Below are 20,666 nucleotides of genomic sequence, written 5' to 3'. Positions count from 1 at the left end.
ATCCTGACAAACAGGAGGCTCTTATAGCACGCCAAGCGCATGCGACCACCGCCTGTTGTGGATTTCCTTGGTGACGACAGAAGCCTTACAGGTCTGAACCGATATGCGATTCAGAGTAAACGCGGTTGCGGCCAGCGTATTTGGCCAGATAAAGGCACTGATCTGCCGCGTTAATGTAATTGTGGAAATATTCACGTCCACTCACATGGGCCAAGCCGATAGAGATGGTGATAGAAACCTCCTGCCCGCCCAGCACAAGCACATCGTTTGACACCTCTTGCCGCAGCGCCTCGCAAAATGCCAAAGCCTCCTGATCGTCCATGCCGGGCAATAGAATTCCAAACTCCTCGCCACCGACACGTCCGACCAGGCCGGGCTTGTCTTTCATCCTCGCCGTCATCCGGCTGGTCACATGTTTGAGAACTTCATCGCCAGCATTGTGGCCATAGGTGTCATTAATCCGCTTGAAGTGATCAATATCCACCATGGCAACAGAACATGTCTGCCCCTTCCGAAGGCATTTTTCGATCAGGTTCGGGCCTTCATCATAAAAATAGCGGCGATTGTAGAGACCCGTCAGGTAATCGTGAAAGGCCGCCATCCGCAGTTGGCGGACCTTTGATAGAGCCTGAATATGGAGATCAATTCGGCATTGCAGCTCTTCCACCACGTAGGGGCGGTACACAAAATCGCTGGCACCTGCCTTGAGAAACCGGGCAGACAGCAACCGGTCCGCTGACGATGAAATGCCGATCACGCAAACTTCTTCGCTCTTGTACGTGCGGCGAATACGGCGTGTCAGCTCATAACCGTCCATGTCGGGCATATAGTGGTCGGTCAGAACCAAGGCGATATCCGTTTGCTGCTCCAGCAATTCAAGCGCCTCTTTGCCGGTTTTGGCCTCCACCACCTGAAATCTCTGGCGTTTGAGCACGCTGACAAGACTATGCCGCGCCGACGATCCATCTTCCACCACCAGCAATTTGAAATATTGATTGCCAATCAGGCGCTCAACGGCGGCCTGCACCATGTCCAGCGCACTATCGTGATCTTTGATGATGTAGTCTGCACCGCCTCTCGCCAGAATCGTATCGCGCACAGCAGCATCAAAGGTTGCCGTAAACACCACAGCCGGAATGCCGGCAGCCACCACCAGATCCAGCAATTCCCCATTTGAGGCACCGGGCAGATTGAGATCGACAATCGCCGCGTCAAAATCCTGGGTGACGTTTTCCAGCACGTCGCGGCATTCATGCGCGGTGAAGCAAGGCGTAATCCGCCCGCCCGTGCTCTTCTCCAGCCGCTCCTTCAAAACAAACGAGATGGAGCGCGAATCTTCGATCAGAAGGACAGAGGGTTGCCGCACCATGCCATCTGCGGCCGCACGTGCGTCTTCAACGGGATTTCCCGTGTTTCCTGACAGAATGTTCTCGGTCATACGTTCACTTATACCAACATCGGAGCCATGTTTTTATCCAGCCTTGCCTTTTGCCCAATTGCTGCTTGTTAAATTATTAACATGTTGAAAACAAATTTAGGCAAAAGCAAAATTCCCTGGCTCCCATGACAAGAACCCAGGACATGGCAGACTGGCTCAAAGCGATATCAGCAGCAAAACGACATCGTATCTGCAAAAAACAAGCGCAAAGCGGTTTAGGCTATAAAGCGCGCCGCGCTTCAGATTAAGCTGCGGCCTGCGCGCGCTTGCGGCCAGCGCGAATTTGCACCAGCGTATCCAGATTCTGGTTCACGCGGCAGTAAAATTCCTCATCGATAAACGGGCGCAACATAAAATCATTGCCGCCAATTTTGAGAAAGCGCGCCGACAACAGCCGGTCAGACGAAGAGGAAACGCCAATAATACGAAGCTCGTGCGAGCCGCGAACAGCGCGAATGCGGCGCGTGAGCTCGAAACCATCAATGTCAGGCATGTTATAATCGGTAACAACCAGACCGATATCGGAATTGGCTTTCAGAATTTCCAACGCTTTTGCACCGCTATCGGCCATGCTGACGCGGAAATTGTAACGCTTTAACCGGCTGGACAGCAGCGCACGCGCGGTTGGGCTATCATCAACAATCAATACGTGATGATCATGATTGGTCAAAAAGCGACAAACAGATTCGACCAGCATTTCAACTGCGAAAATATTGTCCTTCAAAACATAGTCAACAATGTCTTTTGCCAACAGTTTTTCACGGGTTTTTTCATGAAATGTACTTGTAAAAACGATTGTCGGAATACTTAAATCCGTCAAATACTCAAGAGCCTCGCCATTTTCAGCTCCAGGCAGGTTAATATTGGAGATAGCAAGTGTCACTTCGGCGTCTGAAAGTTCATTTGCCGCCATCAAATCTTCATAGGTGCGGCAAATTTCTACATCAATATTAAAAATTTCTTTCAGACGCTGCCTGATCATGGAGGTAAAGACGTTGGAATCTTCCGCAACGATGATACGTGCATCCGGAAATTTTTCGCCGGAATATTGCATTCCAGATACACCAAGGTAGGTCATGACGCGCCTTTGAAAACAAGTGATTTTGCGCGAGTATAGACGTCACCGATTGCTGAAATATTAATGTAAACGGGTGCTTGTTGTTGATGTCCTAAACAAAAAATGAAGGGCGACTCCTTGAGCCGCCCCCTGTGTTTCGATCAGCAACACCACACGTTAAGCGCGCAAGGCCGCATTATCTGGATCAAACGGGCTTTCACCCACCACCGTCGCATCATAAATATCGCCAAGGATTTTGATTTTCACCTTGGTGCCAATTGCAGCATAGTCGGGCTTGAGCATAGCAAGAGCGATAGATTTACCGACGCGCCAGCCATAGGTGCCATTGGTGGCACGGCCAACCAGCTCACCCGCTTCGTTGTAGATTGCTTCCGATCCGCGAGCATCAACGTCCTTGACGCCTTCCAGCACCAGCGTTGCAAAGTTCCAACGCAAGCCCTTTTCCTTATAGGCCAGCAACCCTTCCTTGCCGAGGAACTCCTTATCGAGCTTGATAAAGCGGTCCAGCGCCGACTCATACGCATTGTACTCAATCGACATTTCCCGCGGGATCAAGCGATAGGATTTCTCCACCGACATGGACAGCATGGCGCGAATACCAAAGGGCTTGATGCCAAACTCGGCACCGGCTTCCATCAGTTGATCAAAGATATAGTTCTGCATCTCAATCGGGTGATGCAGCTCCCAACCGAGTTCACCCACGAAGTTGACGCGCAAGGCATGGGCTGAGGCAACACCAACCGCGATTTCTTTGCCCGACAACCAAGGGAAATCCTTATTGGCAAGGCTGGTGCGGGTGAGCTTTTGCAACACCTGCCGTGACTTTGGACCCGCCAGCACCAGAACGCCCATTTTCTGGGTGATATGCTGCAATTTCACCGAGCCATCGGTTGGGGCCAGCTTACGCAGATAATCGTGATCATGAGCTTCATAGGCCCCCGCAGACACCAGATAGAAGCGGTTGGGTGCCCATTCATAGACCGTGAATTCAGCGCGCACGCCGCCATGCTTGGTCAGCATGTGGCAGAGCGCGATACGGCCGCGCTTCTTGGGGATGGCATTGGCAAAAATGCTTTCCAGCCAGGCCCGAGCACCTACGCCCGACACTTCCATCTTGGCAAAGGCCGACATATCCAGCACGCCAACATTCTCGGAAACATTTTTCACTTCATTGCCGACATGCTCGAAATAGTTCGAGCGGCGGAATGACCATTTTTCAACAACACGACCATCTTCGGTGGGTTCGGCGTAGTTGTGGCTGGTCAAAACATCTGCGCCAACGCCAAGCTCTTCCTTGGGGATCTCGTAGCCTTCTGGCGCAAACCAGTTGGCGCGCTCCCAACCATACACCGAGCCAAACACCGCACCCATTTTCTTGAGGCGATCATAGACCGGCGTGGTCTTCAAAGGACGGGCAGCCGCACGCTCTTCATCAGGATAATGCATGGTGAAGACGTTGGCATAGGCCTCTTCGTTCTTGGCAATCAGATAGCCCTCAGTCGCATAGGGGCCAAAACGGCGCGGATCTGCGCCCATCATATCAAGAGTGGATTCGCCATCGACAATCCATTCTGCCAATTGCCAGCCAGCCCCGCCAGCGGCGGTAATGCCAAACGAATGGCCCTCATTGAGCCAGAAATTCTTCAGGCCCGGAGCGGGGCCAATGATCGGGTTGCCGTCCGGTGTATAGGCAATCGCGCCGTTGTAGACTTTCTTGATCCCCACTTCGCCAAAGGCAGGCACGCGCACCATCGCCGTTTCAATATGCGGCATCAAACGGTCCAGCTCTTCCTGGAAAAGCTCGTATTCGCTCTCGTCCGACGGGCCATCGACATAGCAGACGGGCGCGCCGTGCTCGTATGGACCCAGCAGCAGACCGCCGTTTTCTTCGCGCATGTACCAGGCGCTATCCGACTCACGCAAAACGCCCATTTCAGGCAGGCCTTGCGCCTTACGCTCAAGGATGGCCGGATGCGGCTCGGTGACGATATATTGATGCTCAACCGGAATGACCGGAATGTTGATGCCCACCATCTCGCCGGTCTTGCGGGCAAAATTGCCCGTGCAAGAGATGACGTGCTCAGCGGTGATCTCACCCTTGTCGGTGGTGATTTTCCAAAGCCCGTCTGGCTGCTGCTCAATCGCCGTCACGGTGGTGTTACGGTAAATGGTAGCGCCGCGATCGCGCGCGCCCTTGGCCAGTGCCTGTGTGAGGTCAGCAGGCTGGATATAGCCATCGTCGGGATGCTGGATGGCACCCAGCAGGCCTTCGGTTTCGCACAAAGGCCAGATTTCCTTGACCTGTTCGGGGGTCAGAATATTGACCTTGACGCCAATGGTTTCGGCAATGCCTGCGTAATACATATATTCGTCCCAGCGATCCTTGGTGCGGGCGAGACGAATGTTGGACACTTTGCTGAAGCCGACATTCATGCCGGTTTCTTCCTGAAGCTCCTGATAGAATTTCACGGAATATTTGTGGATCTGGCCCACCGAGTAGCTCATGTTGAACAATGGCAACAGACCGGCGGCGTGCCATGTCGAGCCGGATGTCAGTTCCTTACGTTCAATCAGAACGCTATCGCTCCAGCCCTTCTTGGCAAGGTGATAGAGTGTGGAAACGCCAACGACGCCTCCGCCAATCACCACGGCGCGCGCATGAGATTTGATCGACATGGAATTCCCCTGTTTCTGCTCTCGCCACAGCGCAAATCATAAATGCCGCAGCAGATGTTGATGATGGGACTATGATAAAGACGACGCCAGCTTTGCCGCCCGTTTGCGACATGAGCATGGAAGGCCGCGACCTCGCTCTAAATTCTATGCTGACAACCTCCAGAACATGGCTGGAACAGCCCTGACTTTCGTCCTCATTGGGGAATCAGAAAGACCAGCTTGCAATCGGGCCTGTCGCTTGGCCGGAAATTGAACTGGCGAAAGCGCAGCAAGCCGCGAGGGGGCAATAAAAACGCGCGCTCGCCTCCTTCGCGCTCCAGCACCATTTGCTCCTGCCAGCCCTGATCAAACAAAGCGCTTTCCTGCTGTAGCGTTTCAACAAGATTGCGAATGGCGGGATCTCTCAATGCGTGACTATAATCGGCGCGAAACTCCGCCAACAGCCGCAATGCCCGCACCTGCCAGTCGACGATATGCTCCTGAGCGCGCGGGTTTAAAAACACGTAGCGAAGCAGGTTTCGCTCCTGCGCCTCTTCATCCAGCCAGCCCGGAAACAGCGAAACAGCCGCCGAATTCCAGCAACAGGCATTCCAATAACGATCAAGCCCGTAAGCGGGGTGTTGCACCGCTGTGACCGCCGCCAGCAACGAGGCTGGTGCATCATCCATCGGTGTGCCAGTTTCATCATCCGGATCGCGGCGTGCTGCCAGCTCAAACAAATAGGCGCGCTCGGCCCGGGTCAGTTCCAACGCTCTCGCCAGCCGCGCCAGCGCATGGGGCGATGCCTGCACCTGCCTGCCCTGCTCTATCCATGCACACCATGTCGGGCTGATTCCTGCGCGCTCGGCCAGTTCTTCACGGCGCAAGCCGGGTGTACGTCTGCGGCCAACGCGATCCGTCACCAGCTTTTCGCGGTGGGCACGCACAAATTCACCAAGGGATTTTCGTTGATCAACGTCGAGCATGGAAGCACTTATAACAGGATAACTGATCATCTTGTAACAGCATATTTTTGTGCAATGCTACAACAATAGTCTAACAGGAGAGAAGTCATGCCAACACCAACCAGCAGCACAACAAAGAACACCAAGGATCACGACCGCCACGTGCAGGATAGTTTTGGCCCGCGCGCCAACGCCTATGTGGAAAGCAGCGTCCATTCCCAAGGTGAAGACCTGAACCAGCTTGGCAAAATTGCACAGGATGTACGCCCACAAAACGCCATTGATCTGGGGGCCGGCGGCGGCCATGTCTCCTACACCATCGCACCTCATGCTGGTGCCGTTACCGCCGTTGATTTGTCTGCCAGCATGCTGGCAGCGGTCAGACAGACGGCAACATCGAAAGGACTGAGCAATGTTAAAACAACCGAGGCCTCTGCCGAACACCTGCCCTTTGCGGATGGGACATTCGATTTTCTGGCCTGTCGCTACAGCGCCCACCATTGGCATGATGTGAATGCTGGCTTGCGAGAAGCGCGGCGCGTGCTGTCAAAGGGTGCAAAAGCCATATTTATTGATGTGGTTGCCCCGCCGGCACCGCTGTTAAACACCCATTTGCAGGCAATTGAGCTGTTGCGCGATACATCGCATGTGCGCAATTACACGGTTGCGGAATGGACCGAAATGCTGGGACGCGCCGGCTTTGATGTGACAAGTCTGCGGCCGTTTCGCCTGCGGATGGAGTTCAAAAGCTGGACCTTGCGCATCGGCACGGCTGAGCCATTGTGCGCGGCAATTTCAATCTTGCAGGAAAAGGCCAGTCCCGAGGTCAAGTCTCATTTTGCCATTGAGCCGGATGGCTCTTTCATGCTGGATATGGTGATGTTTGAAGCCATACGCGCCTGAGACAAAACCACCACAGCGATGCTGTGGTGGTTTCTGCAATTCAGTTTAGCTTAGAGGGGCCAGTTTAAAGCGGGGCAGCTTACGCCGGAGGCTGGATAGGCCCCTTGGGGGGCTGCCTCTCCAACACCACTTTAAGATCCTGATGGGGGTAAGGGATTTGAATCCCTTCTTCGCGAAACCGATGGTACAGCTTGACGCGCACGCCATTCTTGATGGCCAGACCATTCAAAACATCGCCGATGAAGAAACTGAGCTGAAAATCGAGCGACGACGCACCAAAGCTCAGGAAAACCACGAAGGGTTCCGGATTGCGCAGCACGCCTTCCTGAGCCATAGCCACTTCTTTCAGCACATCCATGACCTTCTGCGGATCGCTGTCATAGCTCACGCCAATTGGCACGTCGACACGACCGAGCGTGTTGCGATGAGTCCAGTTGCCAACGGCTGCGTTGATCAACTCGGAATTTGGCACGATGATGGTTTGGCGCTGGAACGTCTCAATCTCTGTGGCGCGCACATTGATACGCCGCACAAAACCTTCTGTGGTTCCGGTCAGCACCCAGTCGCCCACCTTGAACGGCCGTTCCACCAGCAAAATCAGACCCGACACGAAGTTGGAAACAATGTTTTGCAAACCAAAACCGATACCAACAGAAAGAGCACCGGCAACCAGCGCAAGGTTGGAGAGGTTAATGCCCGCAGCAGACAGGCCAATGACTGCAGCAAGCACAGCGCCCACATAACCCACCACTGTCTTGATGGAGTTGCGCACACCCGTATCAACATGAGCGCGCACCATGATCGTGCCGTCGAGCCATTTTTCGAACCAGCGCGTCACAACGATGCCAATGGCAAAAAGCAATGCGCCGCCCAAAATCCCGACCACGGAAATGCTGATGCTGCCAATTTTGATTTCGGTAAAGAGGTTATAAACCCAAAGGCGAATGTCTGGCAGCTGAAAGCCCCATGACAGCATGATCAATGGCAAGCCCAGCATGACCGCGATGCAATAGATCAGCAATCCTGCCACAATGCCCATCTGGTCCAGAGCGACGGGACCGATGGAAAATCTGCGCTGAAAATAGCGGCCCACCACGGTTTCGCCAAAGCGATCCCGTTCTGACACCGCCCTGCCCGAACGGATGCCGATATACATGGTGCAGAGCAAGCCCCCTGTCAGCACGATCTGGGTGGCAACGAAACGCGCCAGCCCGACATAGCCAAAAAGGCCGAGGACGATGATCACGCCACCGATAACGCGCATCAGGCTCGAGGTTGTCACCGACCAAGGCCGAGCAACGGTGTTGTCATCAATATTTTTGGGAAGCAGTGGCTTGATGAACGATACACCGATCAAGATTGCGCCCACCAGAATGGCAAGCACCAAGCCTTTCAGCACCGTCATCTCGATCGGCCAGCTCTGCACTTGCGAGATCGTGGCCAGAACAAAATCCAGGCTGTTGATGACAGACATCGAAATAAAGGCCGCAGCCAACTGATAGCCGCCTCGATCGGTGACATGCAGCAGGCGCCATTTTGGCGACACCGGATTAAACACGGCCAATGCCAAACGCGAGGAAAAGAAAACAAACCCACAAAAACCAAAGAAGGCACCCACCATATGCCGAATGTCGGGGCGCAAGACGTTGAACATATCCAGAAAGAAAAAGCTGGATGCGAGGAAAAAGCTAAACGCCAGCGATGGCAGAATCGTAGACCAGAAGGCCAGCGAAAACCGGCTCATGTAGGATGGATCTTGCTCTTGCTTGCCGCGCGCAACAATGGGACCGAAAATCCGATGCAAAATCATGCGCAGACCCAGCATCATGATGAGCGACAGAACCAGTGCGGAGGCCAAGGACACGAGTTTCAAGCGAACAACAAAGCTGATCCAGTTGCTCATGGTATCGACAAAGCGCGACACTTCCGGCGCAATCGAATCGACCGCGACACTCATGGCATCCAGCGACACATCAGCATGGGCGAAAAGCTCTTTGGTGAACAACTCGCGCCGCGCTGTCGAGATCTTGGATGACACATCATTGGCGACTTTGGTCGTGTCATCAATACGCGCAAGGATGTTGACGATGGTGGCTTTTTGCGCCGTCAATTTGCCGCGCTGGGTGGCAACCTCAACCGCCTCGACCGGAGCTCCTTCCTTGGGGGGTGCCCCAAGGTCCGCCAAACGCGCCGTGACTTCGTCAAGGCGAGGAGCAATCTGGGTTTTCATAGCCAGCAAGCCTGCGAGAACATCATCGACCTTCGACTTTTCCGTCATGAGGTCACGATCACTGCTGGCATGATCGGCAAGTTCACCGCTGACCGCATCCAGTTGCTTTTGCGCAGCATCAAGAGCCGCAGACGCCTTGCTCACCGCCTCGTCATCAGCAAACGGGCCGTCCTGCGCCATGGCTACGCCCGGCAGAAAAACATCGCTCCCCGGAACGGTTGCCAAAACCATCAAAACCAAAATGGAAAATGCCGCAAGAAATGTCTTAACGCTTTGCAAACCCAGGTCCCTTTTCACGTCAGTTTGGCTGTATCTATCGCGGCAATGCGGCAAGATAAATGACACAAAGCCCCTTACTGCATAATTCCTTAAATCGGAATCGATTTAAGGCGAAAATTATGCAGCAGATTAAAAGAGCTACAGCGAACCTTTGTGCGCCATATATGGCGCACGGCGCTGTAAGTTGCGTATTTGTTGATTTTTACTGCGCGGATGCGCTTTTTCAGCAGATCAATTCAAGAATTTGTCCCAGAATTTGGATTGGCTCGATCTTTGATCATGACGCAGTTTGATACGCTTTGTGAGAAACGACGATCATGAGCGCAAAGGGCCGCAGCACCCATTCCCGTCGTGAGACGGTAAAATCGCGTGTGATTCGGGATTGCGCCACAAGCACATAGAGCGCACAGCAAGTTATCCACAGTTATCCACAGCCTTTTCGGGTTGCAAAAAGGCAAACTACACGAACAAAAAAAGAACGCATGAGAAATATGCGGAACAAATCAACAACATGGGGATTGTGCAAACTTTTTTAATATTTTCGTCACTCTTACCGTGATCGACGACATTCTACACACCATGGTGGGTGATGTAGGGTTCGAACCTACGACCCGCTGATTAAGAGTCAGCTGCTCTACCAACTGAGCTAATCACCCGTCTATGGTGTTATGGTGGGTGATGTAGGGTTCGAACCTACGACCCGCTGATTAAGAGTCAGCTGCTCTACCAACTGAGCTAATCACCCGTACGTCTGCAGTTTGTTTGCCTCACTGCTGGCGTGAGCGGGGATATAAAGGGGTTCTCTCACCTTGTCCAGCATCCTTTTTAAAAAAAAGCCAGAAAGTGTGGAAAAAATAAAAATTAGAAAAAACCAAGCAATATCAATAGTCGAGAATGCCGGAGGCAATCCGCACAGCACGACCACCAATCCGCGCCCGAAACACCTTGTCTTCCTTGCAATCAATATGCAGGTGAATAAAGGACGGACGTCCCATCTCCACCCCTTGCTCGACCAATATGGGGTGATGCCCATCACCCAGCCCATCGAAATGTTTGATTGCTCCGGACAGGGCCGCCACCGCCGAACCCGTGGCCGGGTCTTCGCCAATGCCCATATCTGGCGAGAACATGCGCGCATGAAAATGCGACGCATGGTGCACGCCTCCACGGCAATAAACATAGGCAGAGCTTAACGCGCCCTCGCAAAACGGCACCGTGCGCTCCCAGAGCTGTGGGTCGAACTCCACACCTTCAACGGCCGCAAGACTGTTGACCGGGATCAACAAAAACGGAACGCCTGCGCTCCAGATGGAGGGCACATGATTGCCAAAGCACAGATCGCCGAGCTGCAGCCCCAGCGCCTCGGCAATGGCCTCACGCTCTACCGAGAAATGGATTTGTGTCGAGGTTTTTGGAAGATCAAATTCGGCAAAGCCAACCTCGCCATCCCGAAGACTGACTGCGCAGCGCACCGGCCCGATTTTTTCATCCAGCACGGAGACAATATCCAGCGGACGATCCCTGCCCTCATGGGCTTTCTCTGCCAGGGCCACTGCCGTGCCAACGGTGGGATGACCGGCAAAGGGAAGCTCTCTTGTGGGCGTAAAGATGCGGATACGCGCCAGATGCGCCGGGTTCAGGGATGGGAAAACAAACACTGTTTCAGACAGGTTGAATTCACCCGCAATGGCCTGCATGGCTTCATCATCAAGCCCGTCCGCATCAAACACAATTGCCAGCGGATTACCGCAAAGTTTCTTGTCGGTGAAAACGTCATAGATGCAATATGGCCGAGCCAAACGCGCCTCCAGTGCCGATTGAATTTGGGTGCAGACTGCACGACCTCAGCCGCCCATGCAAGGCGATCTCTTAAGTTTATCCGGGAAATACCCAATCTAGAAGCGGGTACATGGCGGCATTAAAACGATAGGCGCTGCGATCGGCAGACCATATCGCGACAGGCCTCGCAATTTCCTTTTCATGATCCGCAACCATATGCATTTCAATGTGCTGAAAAATCTCATCCGCCGTCATGTCCAGATGAAAGCTGCGAAACAACGTTACCTTGCGCCCGCGCCGATATCCGCGCAATTGGGGATCCACCTTGGCACTCTCCAGCGACAGGCCTGTTTCCTCCATCACTTCGCGGCGCATGTTGGCGTCAACATCGACAAAACCATCAACAATATCGGAGTTATCCAGCGAGCCCGCCGCGCAATAGACCATGCCGGGATTTGCGGTATGTGCGCCCATTTCAACAGCAATCAATGCGCCATCTGATGACATGATCACGGCAAAGCACATGATGTGATAACCAAGGCCGGGATCTGCCTGCTTGCGCCACAGCAAAAATGTGGAAAAGGGAATCTTGTAACAATCACCCATCACCTGCCCACCGGCCAAAGACAAGCGGTTGAACAACACCATCTCTCCGTCGAACAGCGCAGGCGTTGCCGCAACAGCCTCCACCCAATGCGCCTTGGCAGCTTCGACATTGGCAAGATGAAAGGGATGCTCACCGGCGCGAACCGCCAATTGCACCTCACCGACCTCAAAAACCTGCCCCTCGGGCGGCCAGTTCAGGTGATCTTCAACCAGGCTGGTCGTGATGACTTTGGCAGATTGCGACATGCGGCATCCTTTGGCGACTGTTTTGCATCATGACCATCTCAACCGGAACCGGTTCGAGGTGCACATGATGCAGCGTTACTGAAACCTTGGCACGCGGCACAGTAACATTTTTCCATCTCACGGCTCTGACACAGGATTACGGGCCATTCGATGACAAAGCCGCCAGAAAACCGGCGGCTTTTCAAAAATCACATCTTCAATTTCAGGACAAACATGCAGCCCTTGCGCCATCAGACCGCGTCGGCAAGAGCCGCTGAAACCAAACGGCCAAGGCGCTTGATACCTTCCTCAATCATCTGCTCGTTGGCGCAGGAGAAGGAGAGCCGCAACGTATTGGCACCGGAACGATCCGCAAAAAACGCCTGCCCCGGCACGAATGCCACCTTCTCCGTCTTGATGGATTGGCTGAGAAGATCAGCGCCATCCATGCCTTCGGGCAATGTCACCCAGATAAACATGCCGCCTTCTGGCCGCGTCCAGACTGTGCCTGCCGGCATGTACCTATCCAGCGCCGCCAGCATGGCCAGACGCCGTGCATTATACGCAGCCTTGATCTTGGCCACCTGCGCCTCGAAATGACGCTGGGCCACATGGGCAATGGCAATCTGATTGATGGTGGACGAATGCAAATCCGCCGCCTGTTTCATCAACACCAGCTTGCGGACTACCGTTGTATTCGCCACCACAAAACCGACCCGTAAACCGGGTGCCAAGGTCTTGGAAAACGAACCGCAATAAATGGTCCGGGTCTGCTCAATCGAGCCTTTGCGGGCAATCTCCAGAGCCAGAATGGGTGACACCGCTTCACCTTCATAGCGTAAGGATTGGTAAGCGCCATCTTCAATAATGGCGATGTCCATTTCATCGGCCATATCAATCAAATGCTGGCGTGCTGCCAAATCCACCGTCTCGCCGGTCGGGTTGGAAAAATCTGTCGAAAGATAGGCAAATTTGACCCGCCCACCCATATTTATCGCCATGGCCTCGTAACTTCCGGGCGTGCGATTGCCCGTCACCGACAGTTGATCATAGTTTGGCTCATAGGCATTAAAGGCCTGCAGGGCACCGAGATAGGTCGGCCAAGTCACCAGCGCTGTATCTTTGGGCGATAGAAACAGTTTGCCGAGATAATCCAGCGCCTGCTGCGAACCAGAGGTGATGAAAATATTGTCGGCATCGCAAGGAATGCCGATCTTGCTCATTTCGCCAACCAGCCATTCACGCAGGGGCTTATAGCCTTCCGAGACGGAATATTGCAGGGCGGAATTCACCTGGTTGCCGGCAAAAATATCGGCATAGGCTGCCTGAAATGCGTCTGCGGGAAACAGGGCCGGGTCAGGAATGCCGCCAGCAAAGGAGATAATATCAGGCTGATCCAGCAATTTCAGCAATTCACGGATTTCAGACGCGCGCATTTTGGATGAGCGCGTCGCAAACATATGATCCCAATTGAGCACGGGAGTTTCCTCAGAGGTCTTTTTGTGATGCTTGAGAGGACCATGAAAGCAATGATGTGTCAACAATACTGACCTATCAAATCTTCCAAATTGACGTGATTTCACCTGGCCTTAACATACGGCCTGAACATATGCCCGCATGCTGTTTTAAGCCGCCCGCCGAACGCGCCCCTCCTGGCCTGACGACGTTTCGATTTTGAAGTGTGATAGGGTATCAAACAAGCTGGCCACTTCATGCGCAAGAGAAAACGTGGCCGCAGTGGTTTCCTCCACCATGGCCGCATTTTTCTGCGTAGATTGGTCTATCGTGTTCATGGAACTGTTGATTTCCTGCAAGGAACCAGATTGTTCGGCAGCACCATGAATAATCGCATCAATATTCTCACTCACCCGCGCAACCTGTTCAACAATCACATCCAGCGCAGATCCGGTATTGGCGACAAGCTCAACGCCTTTTTCAACATGTGCCGCCGAGGTGCTGATCAACTGCCGGATTTCCTTGGCTGCGCTGGCGGAGCGCTGGGCCAACTCGCGCACTTCCTGCGCCACAACAGCAAAGCCCTTTCCTGCCTCCCCGGCGCGGGCTGCTTCCACACCGGCATTCAAGGCGAGAAGATTGGTCTGGAACGCAATTTCATCAATCACACCCAGAATGCTCGACACCCGCTTGGATGATTCTTCTATTTCACCCATAGCCTTGACCGCATCCCGCACGACCATGCCCGATTTCTCCGCATGGTTGCGCGTCTGCCCCACAAGCTGCCCGACAGCGCGCGCACGATTGGCAGAATCTGCCACCGTCGTGGTGATCTGCTCCAGCGCTGCCGCCGATTCCTCAACAGACGCCGCTTGCATTTCTGTGCGCTGAGCCAAATTGCTGGCAGCATCTTTAATCTCGTTCGTGCTGTTGGCGATGGTGCGGGCACTGTTTGCCACGCCGTTCAGCGTCCGGGATAAATGCGTGACCGCTTCATTGAAATCAAGGCGCAGTTTTTCCATCGTTGGCACAAATTCATTGTCCAGCCGACGGGTCAAATCTCCCTCTGCCAGCGCTTTCAGCGCCTGAGCAACGTCAGAAATGGCATTCATGCGCGCCGAAACGTCAGTCGCAAGTTTGATAATTTTGTAGACCTTGCCATGGCGGTCGAACACGGGATTGTAGGATGCCTGAATCCAGACATCATTGCCGCGCTTGCCGATCCGTCGAAATTCGTTAGCAAAGGCTTTGCCAGTGGCCAGATCAAGCCAAAATTGTGCATATTGAGGCGATTGCACATAGGCCTTTTCGCAGAACATGCTGTGGTGCTTGCCAACAATTTCCGACAGGGCATAGCCCAAACCGTTGCAGAAATTCTCGTTGGCGGTGATGATCGTGCCGTCGGGCTTGAACTCAATCACAGCCTGGGAGGCCGAGGCTGCCTTCAATGTGGCTTCATCTTCCAGTGCCCGTATTTTGGATGCGGTAACATCAGTCGCGTATTTCACCACTTTAAAGGGCTTGCCACCCTTCAAAACAGGATTGTAAGAGGCCTCAATCCAGACCTCGCGCCCGCCCTTGGCAATGCGAAGATATTGCCTGCGCTCAAATTTGCCAGCGCGCAGATTATCCCAAAACATCCGATATTCGGGCTTGTCGGCGTCTTCCGGATCCACAAATAACCGATGATGCTTTCCCTTGATCTCGGCTAGCGTATACCCCATCGCGCTGCAAAAATTCTGATTGGCATCTAAAATCGTGCCATCAAGAGCAAATTCGATAACGGCCTGCGATTTTCTGAGTGCATCGACCTCTGATTTGGCGGATCCTGACACATCAAATAGTATCATGCGACACTCTCCGTTCACCACGCCAATCGGCAGGTTTATCTGCGGCCTAAATTTGTTTTTCGATTATTCGCATGTAAACATATACAAAAAGTAAACTTGAAATTGATCAACTCAACATGCCACACGCAACCAAGTAAGATATTGCTGACAATAGGAAGACTGTCGGAACTTCCTGTTTTCCTGGCCCTCTTCCTCCGTGAAGCAAGAATATAAGAACCAATAGATTGCAGCGCAGCTTCACATAACTTGGGCCGCTTATTCTGACATAAAAATCATCACGCAAATGCACAATACGTCTTTGTCAGACGTTGGCCATCTTAGGCGCGAACAACAAAACAGGGCTGAAGATGAATCTCCAGCCCTGTTTAAAATTCGATATTTGATGCACGTCTGATAGACCAGATGGTTTTTGGCGATCCCCCGCAATGCCGAGGGCATAGAGACAAGAAAACTTGGAACGCCAAGAACCTTTCAGGGCTAATTAGTTACGCGACTTATCAACCAGCTGGTTCTTGGCGATCCAAGGCATCATGCCGCGCAGCTTTGCACCAACTTCTTCGATCTGGTGGTTGTCGTTCATGCGGCGAATGCCCTTGAAGCGAGCGGCACCAGCGCGGTATTCCTGCATCCAATCGGATGTGAACTTGCCGGTCTGAATGTCGTGCAGAACGCGCTTCATTTCAGCCTTTGTTTCAGCAGTGATGATGCGTGGGCCAGTGACGTATTCGCCCCACTCGGCAGTGTTGGAGATCGAGTAGTTCATGTTGGCGATACCGCCTTCATAGATCAGGTCCACGATCAGCTTCACTTCGTGCAGGCACTCGAAATAGGCCATTTCAGGCGCATAGCCGCCTTCAACCAGCGTTTCAAAGCCGGCACGGATCAGCTCAACCAGACCGCCGCACAGAACAACCTGCTCGCCGAACAAGTCGGTTTCGCATTCTTCCTTGAAGGTGGTCTCAATGATGCCCGAACGGCCACCGCCAACGCCACAAGCGTAGGACAGAGCCAGCTCAAGCGCATTGCCGGAACCGTTCTGGTGAATAGCAACGAGGCAAGGCACGCCGCCGCCCTTCTGATATTCGCCGCGAACCGTGTGGCCAGGGCCCTTTGGCGCGATCATAACCACGTCAACGGTGCTCTTTGGCTCAATCAGGCCAAAGTGAACGTTGAGGCCGTGAGCGAATGCAATTGCTGCACCGTCACGAATGTTGTCAGCGATGTCGGCTGTGTAGATGTCGGCCTGCAACTCGTCAGGGGTTGCCATCATCATCAGGTCAGCCCAGGCAGCGGCTTCGGCAACAGTCATCACCTTGAAGCCATCGGCTTCGGCCTTGGCAATGGTCTTGGAGCCAGCCTTAAGGGCAATAACCAGATTCTGAGCGCCGGAATCCTTGAGGTTCAGCGCATGGGCGCGACCTTGAGAACCGTAGCCAATGATGGCAACTTTCTTGGCCTTGATGAGGTTCAAATCGGCATCACGATCATAATAGACGCGCATTGTGTAATCCTTCCCTATGCTATGTCAGGTGTTAGAACGTTTTTCCTCGCACCAGCGATGCTTACGCTGGCGATGTCTTATCGGTGCCATGCAGCACAAGAAAGGCTGAAATCGCCTTGCGCGCACGGGTGTCGAATGTTTTTGGCTCAGGCTTTTCGCCCAGCAAAAGGCGAACATGCAGATCGGAAACGATCAGCCCGTAAAGGGTGTGGTAGGCGTCATCGCCATCATCAAAACGCAACAAGCCATCGCGGCGGCCAGAGTCCAGCAGCGCTCTGGCGCGCCGATCAATCTGGCGGCGACCGCGCAGCAAAAGCATCTGACCAAGCTTGGAGCCGTCTCGGCTGGTTTGGCCAATGGCAAGACGGTTCAGCGCCAGTGAAATCTCGCCGGACAAAACCTCCAGCAAATCGCGGGCAAACAGTTCAAGATGTTCAATCAATGTTTGCGGCGACAGGCGCTCGCCAGAGCGCTCAAAGGTGCGCACCTTGCTGGCCTGATAGGAAATCATCGCCGACAACAGACCGTCGCGATCACCAAACCATTTATAGAGACTTTCCTTGGAGCAATTGGCAGCACGGGCAAGCCCCGCCGTTGTCAGGGCTTTATCGCCTCCGTCCACCAAAAGCCGCAGAGCTTCTGCCAGAACGGCGCTCTGGCGCGGGGAAAACTCCGCTGCTGGCATGGTATCGACTGACACGAGAACACTCCTCCAAGAAAAGTACCGTACGGTACGGTTCCTATTAAGATGATTAGACGAGGACGTCAAGCGGCTTTTGTAATGCTCATGATTTTGTCAAAGACAAATATCTCTCAACAAGATGTGAGTGTGCTGCAAAATAGCTTCCTTAGACGCCTCACGGAAACGTTTTGAGATTAAAAAACAAAACTATTCAGTGCCTTAAGGATGACGCTTTTTGACAAGTCGCAAAAACGCAATGCTGCAATGCGGTACCGAGCCTCGAGAGCCGCTTGAATTCTCAAAATGAAACGCTCAATTTAAGTCCATCGAACCAATCGGTTTGATTAAAAAACAGACATATTTGAAATATGGAGTTTATCATGAAAACGCTTCTGATGTCCGCCGTGATCGCAACTCTTGCCGGCGCATCGGCTACCTATGCCGCCCCGGTGCAGGACAAGCATTCCCAGCCGCAAGCTGCCGTGACGCGAACCATCTCCACGAGAGATAAAACAGCTCAGAACAACAGCGAACAGATGTATCCTCATGAGCATCATCGCAATGAATTCACTGGCTGATCCCATGGCTCAACCATCCCCCGATCCGGAACGCCTATTTCAGGCGTTCCGGGCTGGGCCGACACCCTAAACCGCATAATCCACCGGCACGGCACTGCCGCTCTTCATGGTTTCCATGGAAATGGATGCCGAGACATCAAACAATTCTATTCGGCGCACAAGACGCCGGTAGACGACATCATAATGCTCCACCCGTGGCAGCACGATTTTCAAGATATAGTCGTGATGCCCCGTCAGCCGGTGCGCCTCGACAATCTCGGCAATATCGCCAATGGCGCGGCGAAATTCCTCCGTCCATTCATCAGTATGATGCGCCGTTTTGACTAAAGCATAGACCGTGGTTGGCACCCCCACTTTCTCACGATTCAGCACCGCAATACGCCGCTCGATATACCCCCCCTCCTCCAGGCGCTGAATGCGCCGCGAACAGGCGGAGACTGAGAGAGAGACCTGATCGGCCAGATCACTCACGGCAATGGCGGCATCGCGTTGCAGCGCATCCAATATTTTCCTGTCTCGATCGTCCAACACGCCTATGCCTCCCGCCATTTCAAAACGACGCGCAAATTATGCGCGCCTGAGATCATCATAGCGCATTTTATGTGCGTCGCGCTGTGATTTTTTTCCAAACTTTGCAAACCGCAATCATCCGAATTGCTCCATCATTGTTGCATCTTCAAAATGCAGCACAGGAATTTGAGCAATGCGGATGATTGGCCTGATTGGTGGGATGAGTTTCGAGAGTTCAGCAGTCTATTATCGGCTGATCAACGAAGCGGTGCGTGCGGAACTTGGCGGCCTTGCCTCTGCCGAAGTTGTCATGCGCTCTGTCAATTTTGCAGAAATCGTCAGCTATCAAAAAGCAGGTCGCTGGGATCTGGCCGAAAAGGCACTGGGCGATGCCGCCGCCGCCCTTGAGCGCGCCGGGGCCGAATGCGTGCTGATCTGCACCAACACCATGCACCTGATTGCCGATGCTGTTGCCGCCCGCGTGAACGTGCCGCTCATTCATATTGTCGATGAAACAGCCGCCGCTATTAAAGCCGCTGGCTTCAAGCGCCCGCTCCTGCTGGCTACGCGCTACACCATGGAGCATGGCTTTTACACTGATCGCATGACCAGCCTTGGCTTGCAGCCCATGGTGCCAGCCGCCGATGACCGCCAGACTGTTCACAACGTTATTTTTGATGAGCTTTGCTGCGGCAGCGTCAAGGACCAATCCCGCGAGGCCTATCTGGCCATCATTGACAAGGCCAAAGCGGAGGGTGCCGATTGCGTCATTCTCGGCTGCACCGAAATCTGCCTGCTGCTCAACCCTGATGACCTGGTTGTGCCCGGCTTCGATTCCACCACGATCCATTGCCAGTCTGCGGTTGGCTTTTCGCTGAACGAGATCGAGCTGCGCGAAATTGCTTGACTTGATCAAGTAAATACTTGCTTTTATCCATAATGTCGGCTTTTCTCTCACAAACGAGAGGAGAGCCGGAATGACTGCATGTGATGAACGACAGGCTGCCGCAGAGCGATTGAGAGAATTCAACCGCCTCTATACGAACCACATTGGCTTGCTGGACCGCTCCTATCTTGGAAGCGGCTATACCCTGACGGAAGCGCGTATTCTCTATGAAATTGGTGATCGCGGCATATGCACACCGGCGGAGCTTTCCCGCGATCTGCATCTTGATCCTGCCTATCTCAGCCGAATCCTCTCCAGCTTCAAAAAGAGCAACCTGCTGCTCATAGCGCCCGACAAAAACGACAAGCGCGCCAAGACCCTGCAACTCACCCCTGACGGTGAGGCCGTCAGAGCAAATCTGGGTCAGCTATCGCGCAATGAAATCCTCCAGAAAACCAGTCATTTGTCTCAACGAGAACTGGAAGACTTGGTAAAGGCCGCCCAGACAACCCTTCGGCTGGCTTTGCCGGACAAAGCGACCACAGCACCCGTGGTGTTGCGCGCGCACCGCCCAGGGGACATGGGATGGATTATCGAGTCTCAAACACGGTTTTACGTGCAAAGCTTTGGCTGGAATGACCACTTCGAAGCCCTTGTCTGTGAAGTGGCCGCGAAATTTTTGGCGCATTTCAACAAGGATCGGGAGTATTGCTGGATTGCCGAGCGTCATGGCAATCGCGTTGGCTCTATTCTGATTGCCGATGGCGGCAATAATATCGCCAAGCTTCGTTTGCTCTACATTGATGAAAGCGCTCGTGGCCTTGGCTTAGGCCATCTTCTTGTGCAACAGGCCATCGAATTTTGCCGAAGGGTCGGTTACGATCAAATCACGCTGTGGACCAATGACATCTTGCATGCCGCCATTGCCATTTATCGCAAAGCGGGTTTCCAACTGGTTTCCTCCGAGCCGCATCAGCAGTTTGGCAAAGCTGAGTTCGGGCAAACATGGATTCTTGATCTTTAACAGGACATTTCTCGTTCACGCT

The 20,666-nt window shown here is 53.4% G+C and carries 16 protein-coding genes and 2 tRNA genes; 4 read left to right on the top strand and 14 right to left on the bottom strand.

Annotation, left to right across the window (positions count from 1 at the left end; translation table 11 throughout):
* Positions 1–85: 85 nt before the first annotated feature.
* The 4 genes from BJF95_RS14440 to BJF95_RS14425 all read right to left on the bottom strand — a co-directional run bounded on the left by BJF95_RS14440 (position 86) and on the right by BJF95_RS14425 (position 6,157).
* The gene (locus BJF95_RS14440) at positions 86–1,369 is read right to left on the bottom strand and encodes a response regulator (RefSeq protein ID WP_075640365.1); all 1,284 of its coding nucleotides are present in this window, start codon (positions 1,367–1,369) and stop codon (positions 86–88) included.
* A 313-nt stretch (positions 1,370–1,682) separates the two neighbouring features.
* Positions 1,683–2,516, bottom strand: coding sequence for a response regulator (locus BJF95_RS14435; protein ID WP_075640109.1), 834 nt, complete (start codon positions 2,514–2,516; stop codon positions 1,683–1,685).
* A 156-nt stretch (positions 2,517–2,672) separates the two neighbouring features.
* Positions 2,673–5,186 (bottom strand): GcvT family protein, encoded by a 2,514-nt coding sequence (locus tag BJF95_RS14430; RefSeq protein ID WP_075640364.1) that lies wholly within the window; start codon positions 5,184–5,186, stop codon positions 2,673–2,675.
* 200 nt (positions 5,187–5,386) lie between these two features.
* Positions 5,387–6,157, bottom strand: coding sequence for a helix-turn-helix transcriptional regulator (locus BJF95_RS14425; protein ID WP_075640108.1), 771 nt, complete (start codon positions 6,155–6,157; stop codon positions 5,387–5,389).
* A gap of 87 nt (positions 6,158–6,244) precedes the next feature.
* On the opposite strand from BJF95_RS14425, the gene BJF95_RS14420 reads away from it, so the two are divergent.
* Positions 6,245–7,039, top strand: coding sequence for a class I SAM-dependent methyltransferase (locus BJF95_RS14420; RefSeq protein ID WP_075640107.1), 795 nt, complete (start codon positions 6,245–6,247; stop codon positions 7,037–7,039).
* A gap of 79 nt (positions 7,040–7,118) precedes the next feature.
* Here the strand turns inward: BJF95_RS14420 and BJF95_RS14415 are convergent, their stop codons facing one another.
* From BJF95_RS14415 to BJF95_RS14375, 9 genes are all read right to left on the bottom strand, one after another.
* Complete coding sequence (locus BJF95_RS14415; protein WP_075640106.1) at positions 7,119–9,548, bottom strand: mechanosensitive ion channel family protein; 2,430 nt, start codon at positions 9,546–9,548, stop codon at positions 7,119–7,121.
* 580 nt (positions 9,549–10,128) lie between these two features.
* Positions 10,129–10,204: transfer RNA gene (locus BJF95_RS14410), tRNA-Lys, on the bottom strand.
* Between the two features lie 13 nt (positions 10,205–10,217).
* Positions 10,218–10,293 (bottom strand) — tRNA-Lys (locus tag BJF95_RS14405).
* A 136-nt stretch (positions 10,294–10,429) separates the two neighbouring features.
* Positions 10,430–11,347, bottom strand: a complete 918-nt coding sequence (locus tag BJF95_RS14400; RefSeq protein ID WP_075640105.1) for a PhzF family phenazine biosynthesis protein — start codon at positions 11,345–11,347, stop codon at positions 10,430–10,432.
* Positions 11,348–11,423: 76 nt separating this feature from the next.
* Positions 11,424–12,179, bottom strand: coding sequence for a DNA mismatch repair protein MutT (locus BJF95_RS14395; RefSeq protein WP_075640104.1), 756 nt, complete (start codon positions 12,177–12,179; stop codon positions 11,424–11,426).
* Between the two features lie 230 nt (positions 12,180–12,409).
* Complete coding sequence (locus BJF95_RS14390; RefSeq protein ID WP_075640363.1) at positions 12,410–13,636, bottom strand: aminotransferase-like domain-containing protein; 1,227 nt, start codon at positions 13,634–13,636, stop codon at positions 12,410–12,412.
* 147 nt (positions 13,637–13,783) lie between these two features.
* Positions 13,784–15,463 (bottom strand): methyl-accepting chemotaxis protein, encoded by a 1,680-nt coding sequence (locus BJF95_RS14385; RefSeq protein WP_075640103.1) that lies wholly within the window; start codon positions 15,461–15,463, stop codon positions 13,784–13,786.
* A gap of 481 nt (positions 15,464–15,944) precedes the next feature.
* Complete coding sequence (gene ilvC / locus BJF95_RS14380) at positions 15,945–16,964, bottom strand: ketol-acid reductoisomerase (RefSeq protein ID WP_075640102.1); 1,020 nt, start codon at positions 16,962–16,964, stop codon at positions 15,945–15,947.
* Between the two features lie 61 nt (positions 16,965–17,025).
* Positions 17,026–17,649, bottom strand: a complete 624-nt coding sequence (locus BJF95_RS14375) for a TetR/AcrR family transcriptional regulator (RefSeq protein WP_083638817.1) — start codon at positions 17,647–17,649, stop codon at positions 17,026–17,028.
* A 377-nt stretch (positions 17,650–18,026) separates the two neighbouring features.
* Here BJF95_RS14375 and BJF95_RS14370 point away from each other — a divergent pair, with 377 nt between their 5' ends.
* Positions 18,027–18,224 (top strand): hypothetical protein, encoded by a 198-nt coding sequence (locus tag BJF95_RS14370; protein WP_139317503.1) that lies wholly within the window; start codon positions 18,027–18,029, stop codon positions 18,222–18,224.
* A 66-nt stretch (positions 18,225–18,290) separates the two neighbouring features.
* Here the strand turns inward: BJF95_RS14370 and BJF95_RS14365 are convergent, their stop codons facing one another.
* Positions 18,291–18,755, bottom strand: a complete 465-nt coding sequence (locus tag BJF95_RS14365; protein WP_075640362.1) for an Lrp/AsnC family transcriptional regulator — start codon at positions 18,753–18,755, stop codon at positions 18,291–18,293.
* A 172-nt stretch (positions 18,756–18,927) separates the two neighbouring features.
* On the opposite strand from BJF95_RS14365, the gene BJF95_RS14360 reads away from it, so the two are divergent.
* Together BJF95_RS14360 and BJF95_RS14355 are read left to right on the top strand one after the other, a co-directional pair.
* Positions 18,928–19,641, top strand: coding sequence for an aspartate/glutamate racemase family protein (locus tag BJF95_RS14360; RefSeq protein ID WP_075640099.1), 714 nt, complete (start codon positions 18,928–18,930; stop codon positions 19,639–19,641).
* A gap of 70 nt (positions 19,642–19,711) precedes the next feature.
* Positions 19,712–20,644: a bifunctional helix-turn-helix transcriptional regulator/GNAT family N-acetyltransferase gene (locus BJF95_RS14355; protein WP_075640098.1), complete on the top strand. Its 933-nt coding sequence runs from the start codon at positions 19,712–19,714 to the stop codon at positions 20,642–20,644.
* The last annotated feature ends 22 nt before the right edge of the window (positions 20,645–20,666 follow it).

Source organism: Rhizobium oryziradicis, from assembly GCF_001939045.1.
Lineage (GTDB): Bacteria > Pseudomonadota > Alphaproteobacteria > Rhizobiales > Rhizobiaceae > Allorhizobium > Allorhizobium oryziradicis.
Note: the sequence above shows the minus strand (reverse complement) of the source record. Positions and strands in the feature narration are given on the sequence as shown.

Coding starts and splice junctions, on each gene's coding strand:
- BJF95_RS14420 (WP_075640107.1), top strand. CDS start 6,245: ATGCCAACACCAACCAGCAGCACAACAAAGAACACCAAGGATCACGAC.
- BJF95_RS14385 (WP_075640103.1), bottom strand. CDS start 15,463: ATGATACTATTTGATGTGTCAGGATCCGCCAAATCAGAGGTCGATGCA.
- BJF95_RS14435 (WP_075640109.1), bottom strand. CDS start 2,516: ATGACCTACCTTGGTGTATCTGGAATGCAATATTCCGGCGAAAAATTT.
- BJF95_RS14370 (WP_139317503.1), top strand. CDS start 18,027: ATGAAAACGCTTCTGATGTCCGCCGTGATCGCAACTCTTGCCGGCGCA.
- ilvC (WP_075640102.1), bottom strand. CDS start 16,964: ATGCGCGTCTATTATGATCGTGATGCCGATTTGAACCTCATCAAGGCC.
- BJF95_RS14395 (WP_075640104.1), bottom strand. CDS start 12,179: ATGTCGCAATCTGCCAAAGTCATCACGACCAGCCTGGTTGAAGATCAC.
- BJF95_RS14425 (WP_075640108.1), bottom strand. CDS start 6,157: ATGCTCGACGTTGATCAACGAAAATCCCTTGGTGAATTTGTGCGTGCC.
- BJF95_RS14355 (WP_075640098.1), top strand. CDS start 19,712: ATGACTGCATGTGATGAACGACAGGCTGCCGCAGAGCGATTGAGAGAA.
- BJF95_RS14440 (WP_075640365.1), bottom strand. CDS start 1,369: ATGGTGCGGCAACCCTCTGTCCTTCTGATCGAAGATTCGCGCTCCATC.
- BJF95_RS14360 (WP_075640099.1), top strand. CDS start 18,928: ATGCGGATGATTGGCCTGATTGGTGGGATGAGTTTCGAGAGTTCAGCA.
- BJF95_RS14375 (WP_083638817.1), bottom strand. CDS start 17,649: ATGCCAGCAGCGGAGTTTTCCCCGCGCCAGAGCGCCGTTCTGGCAGAA.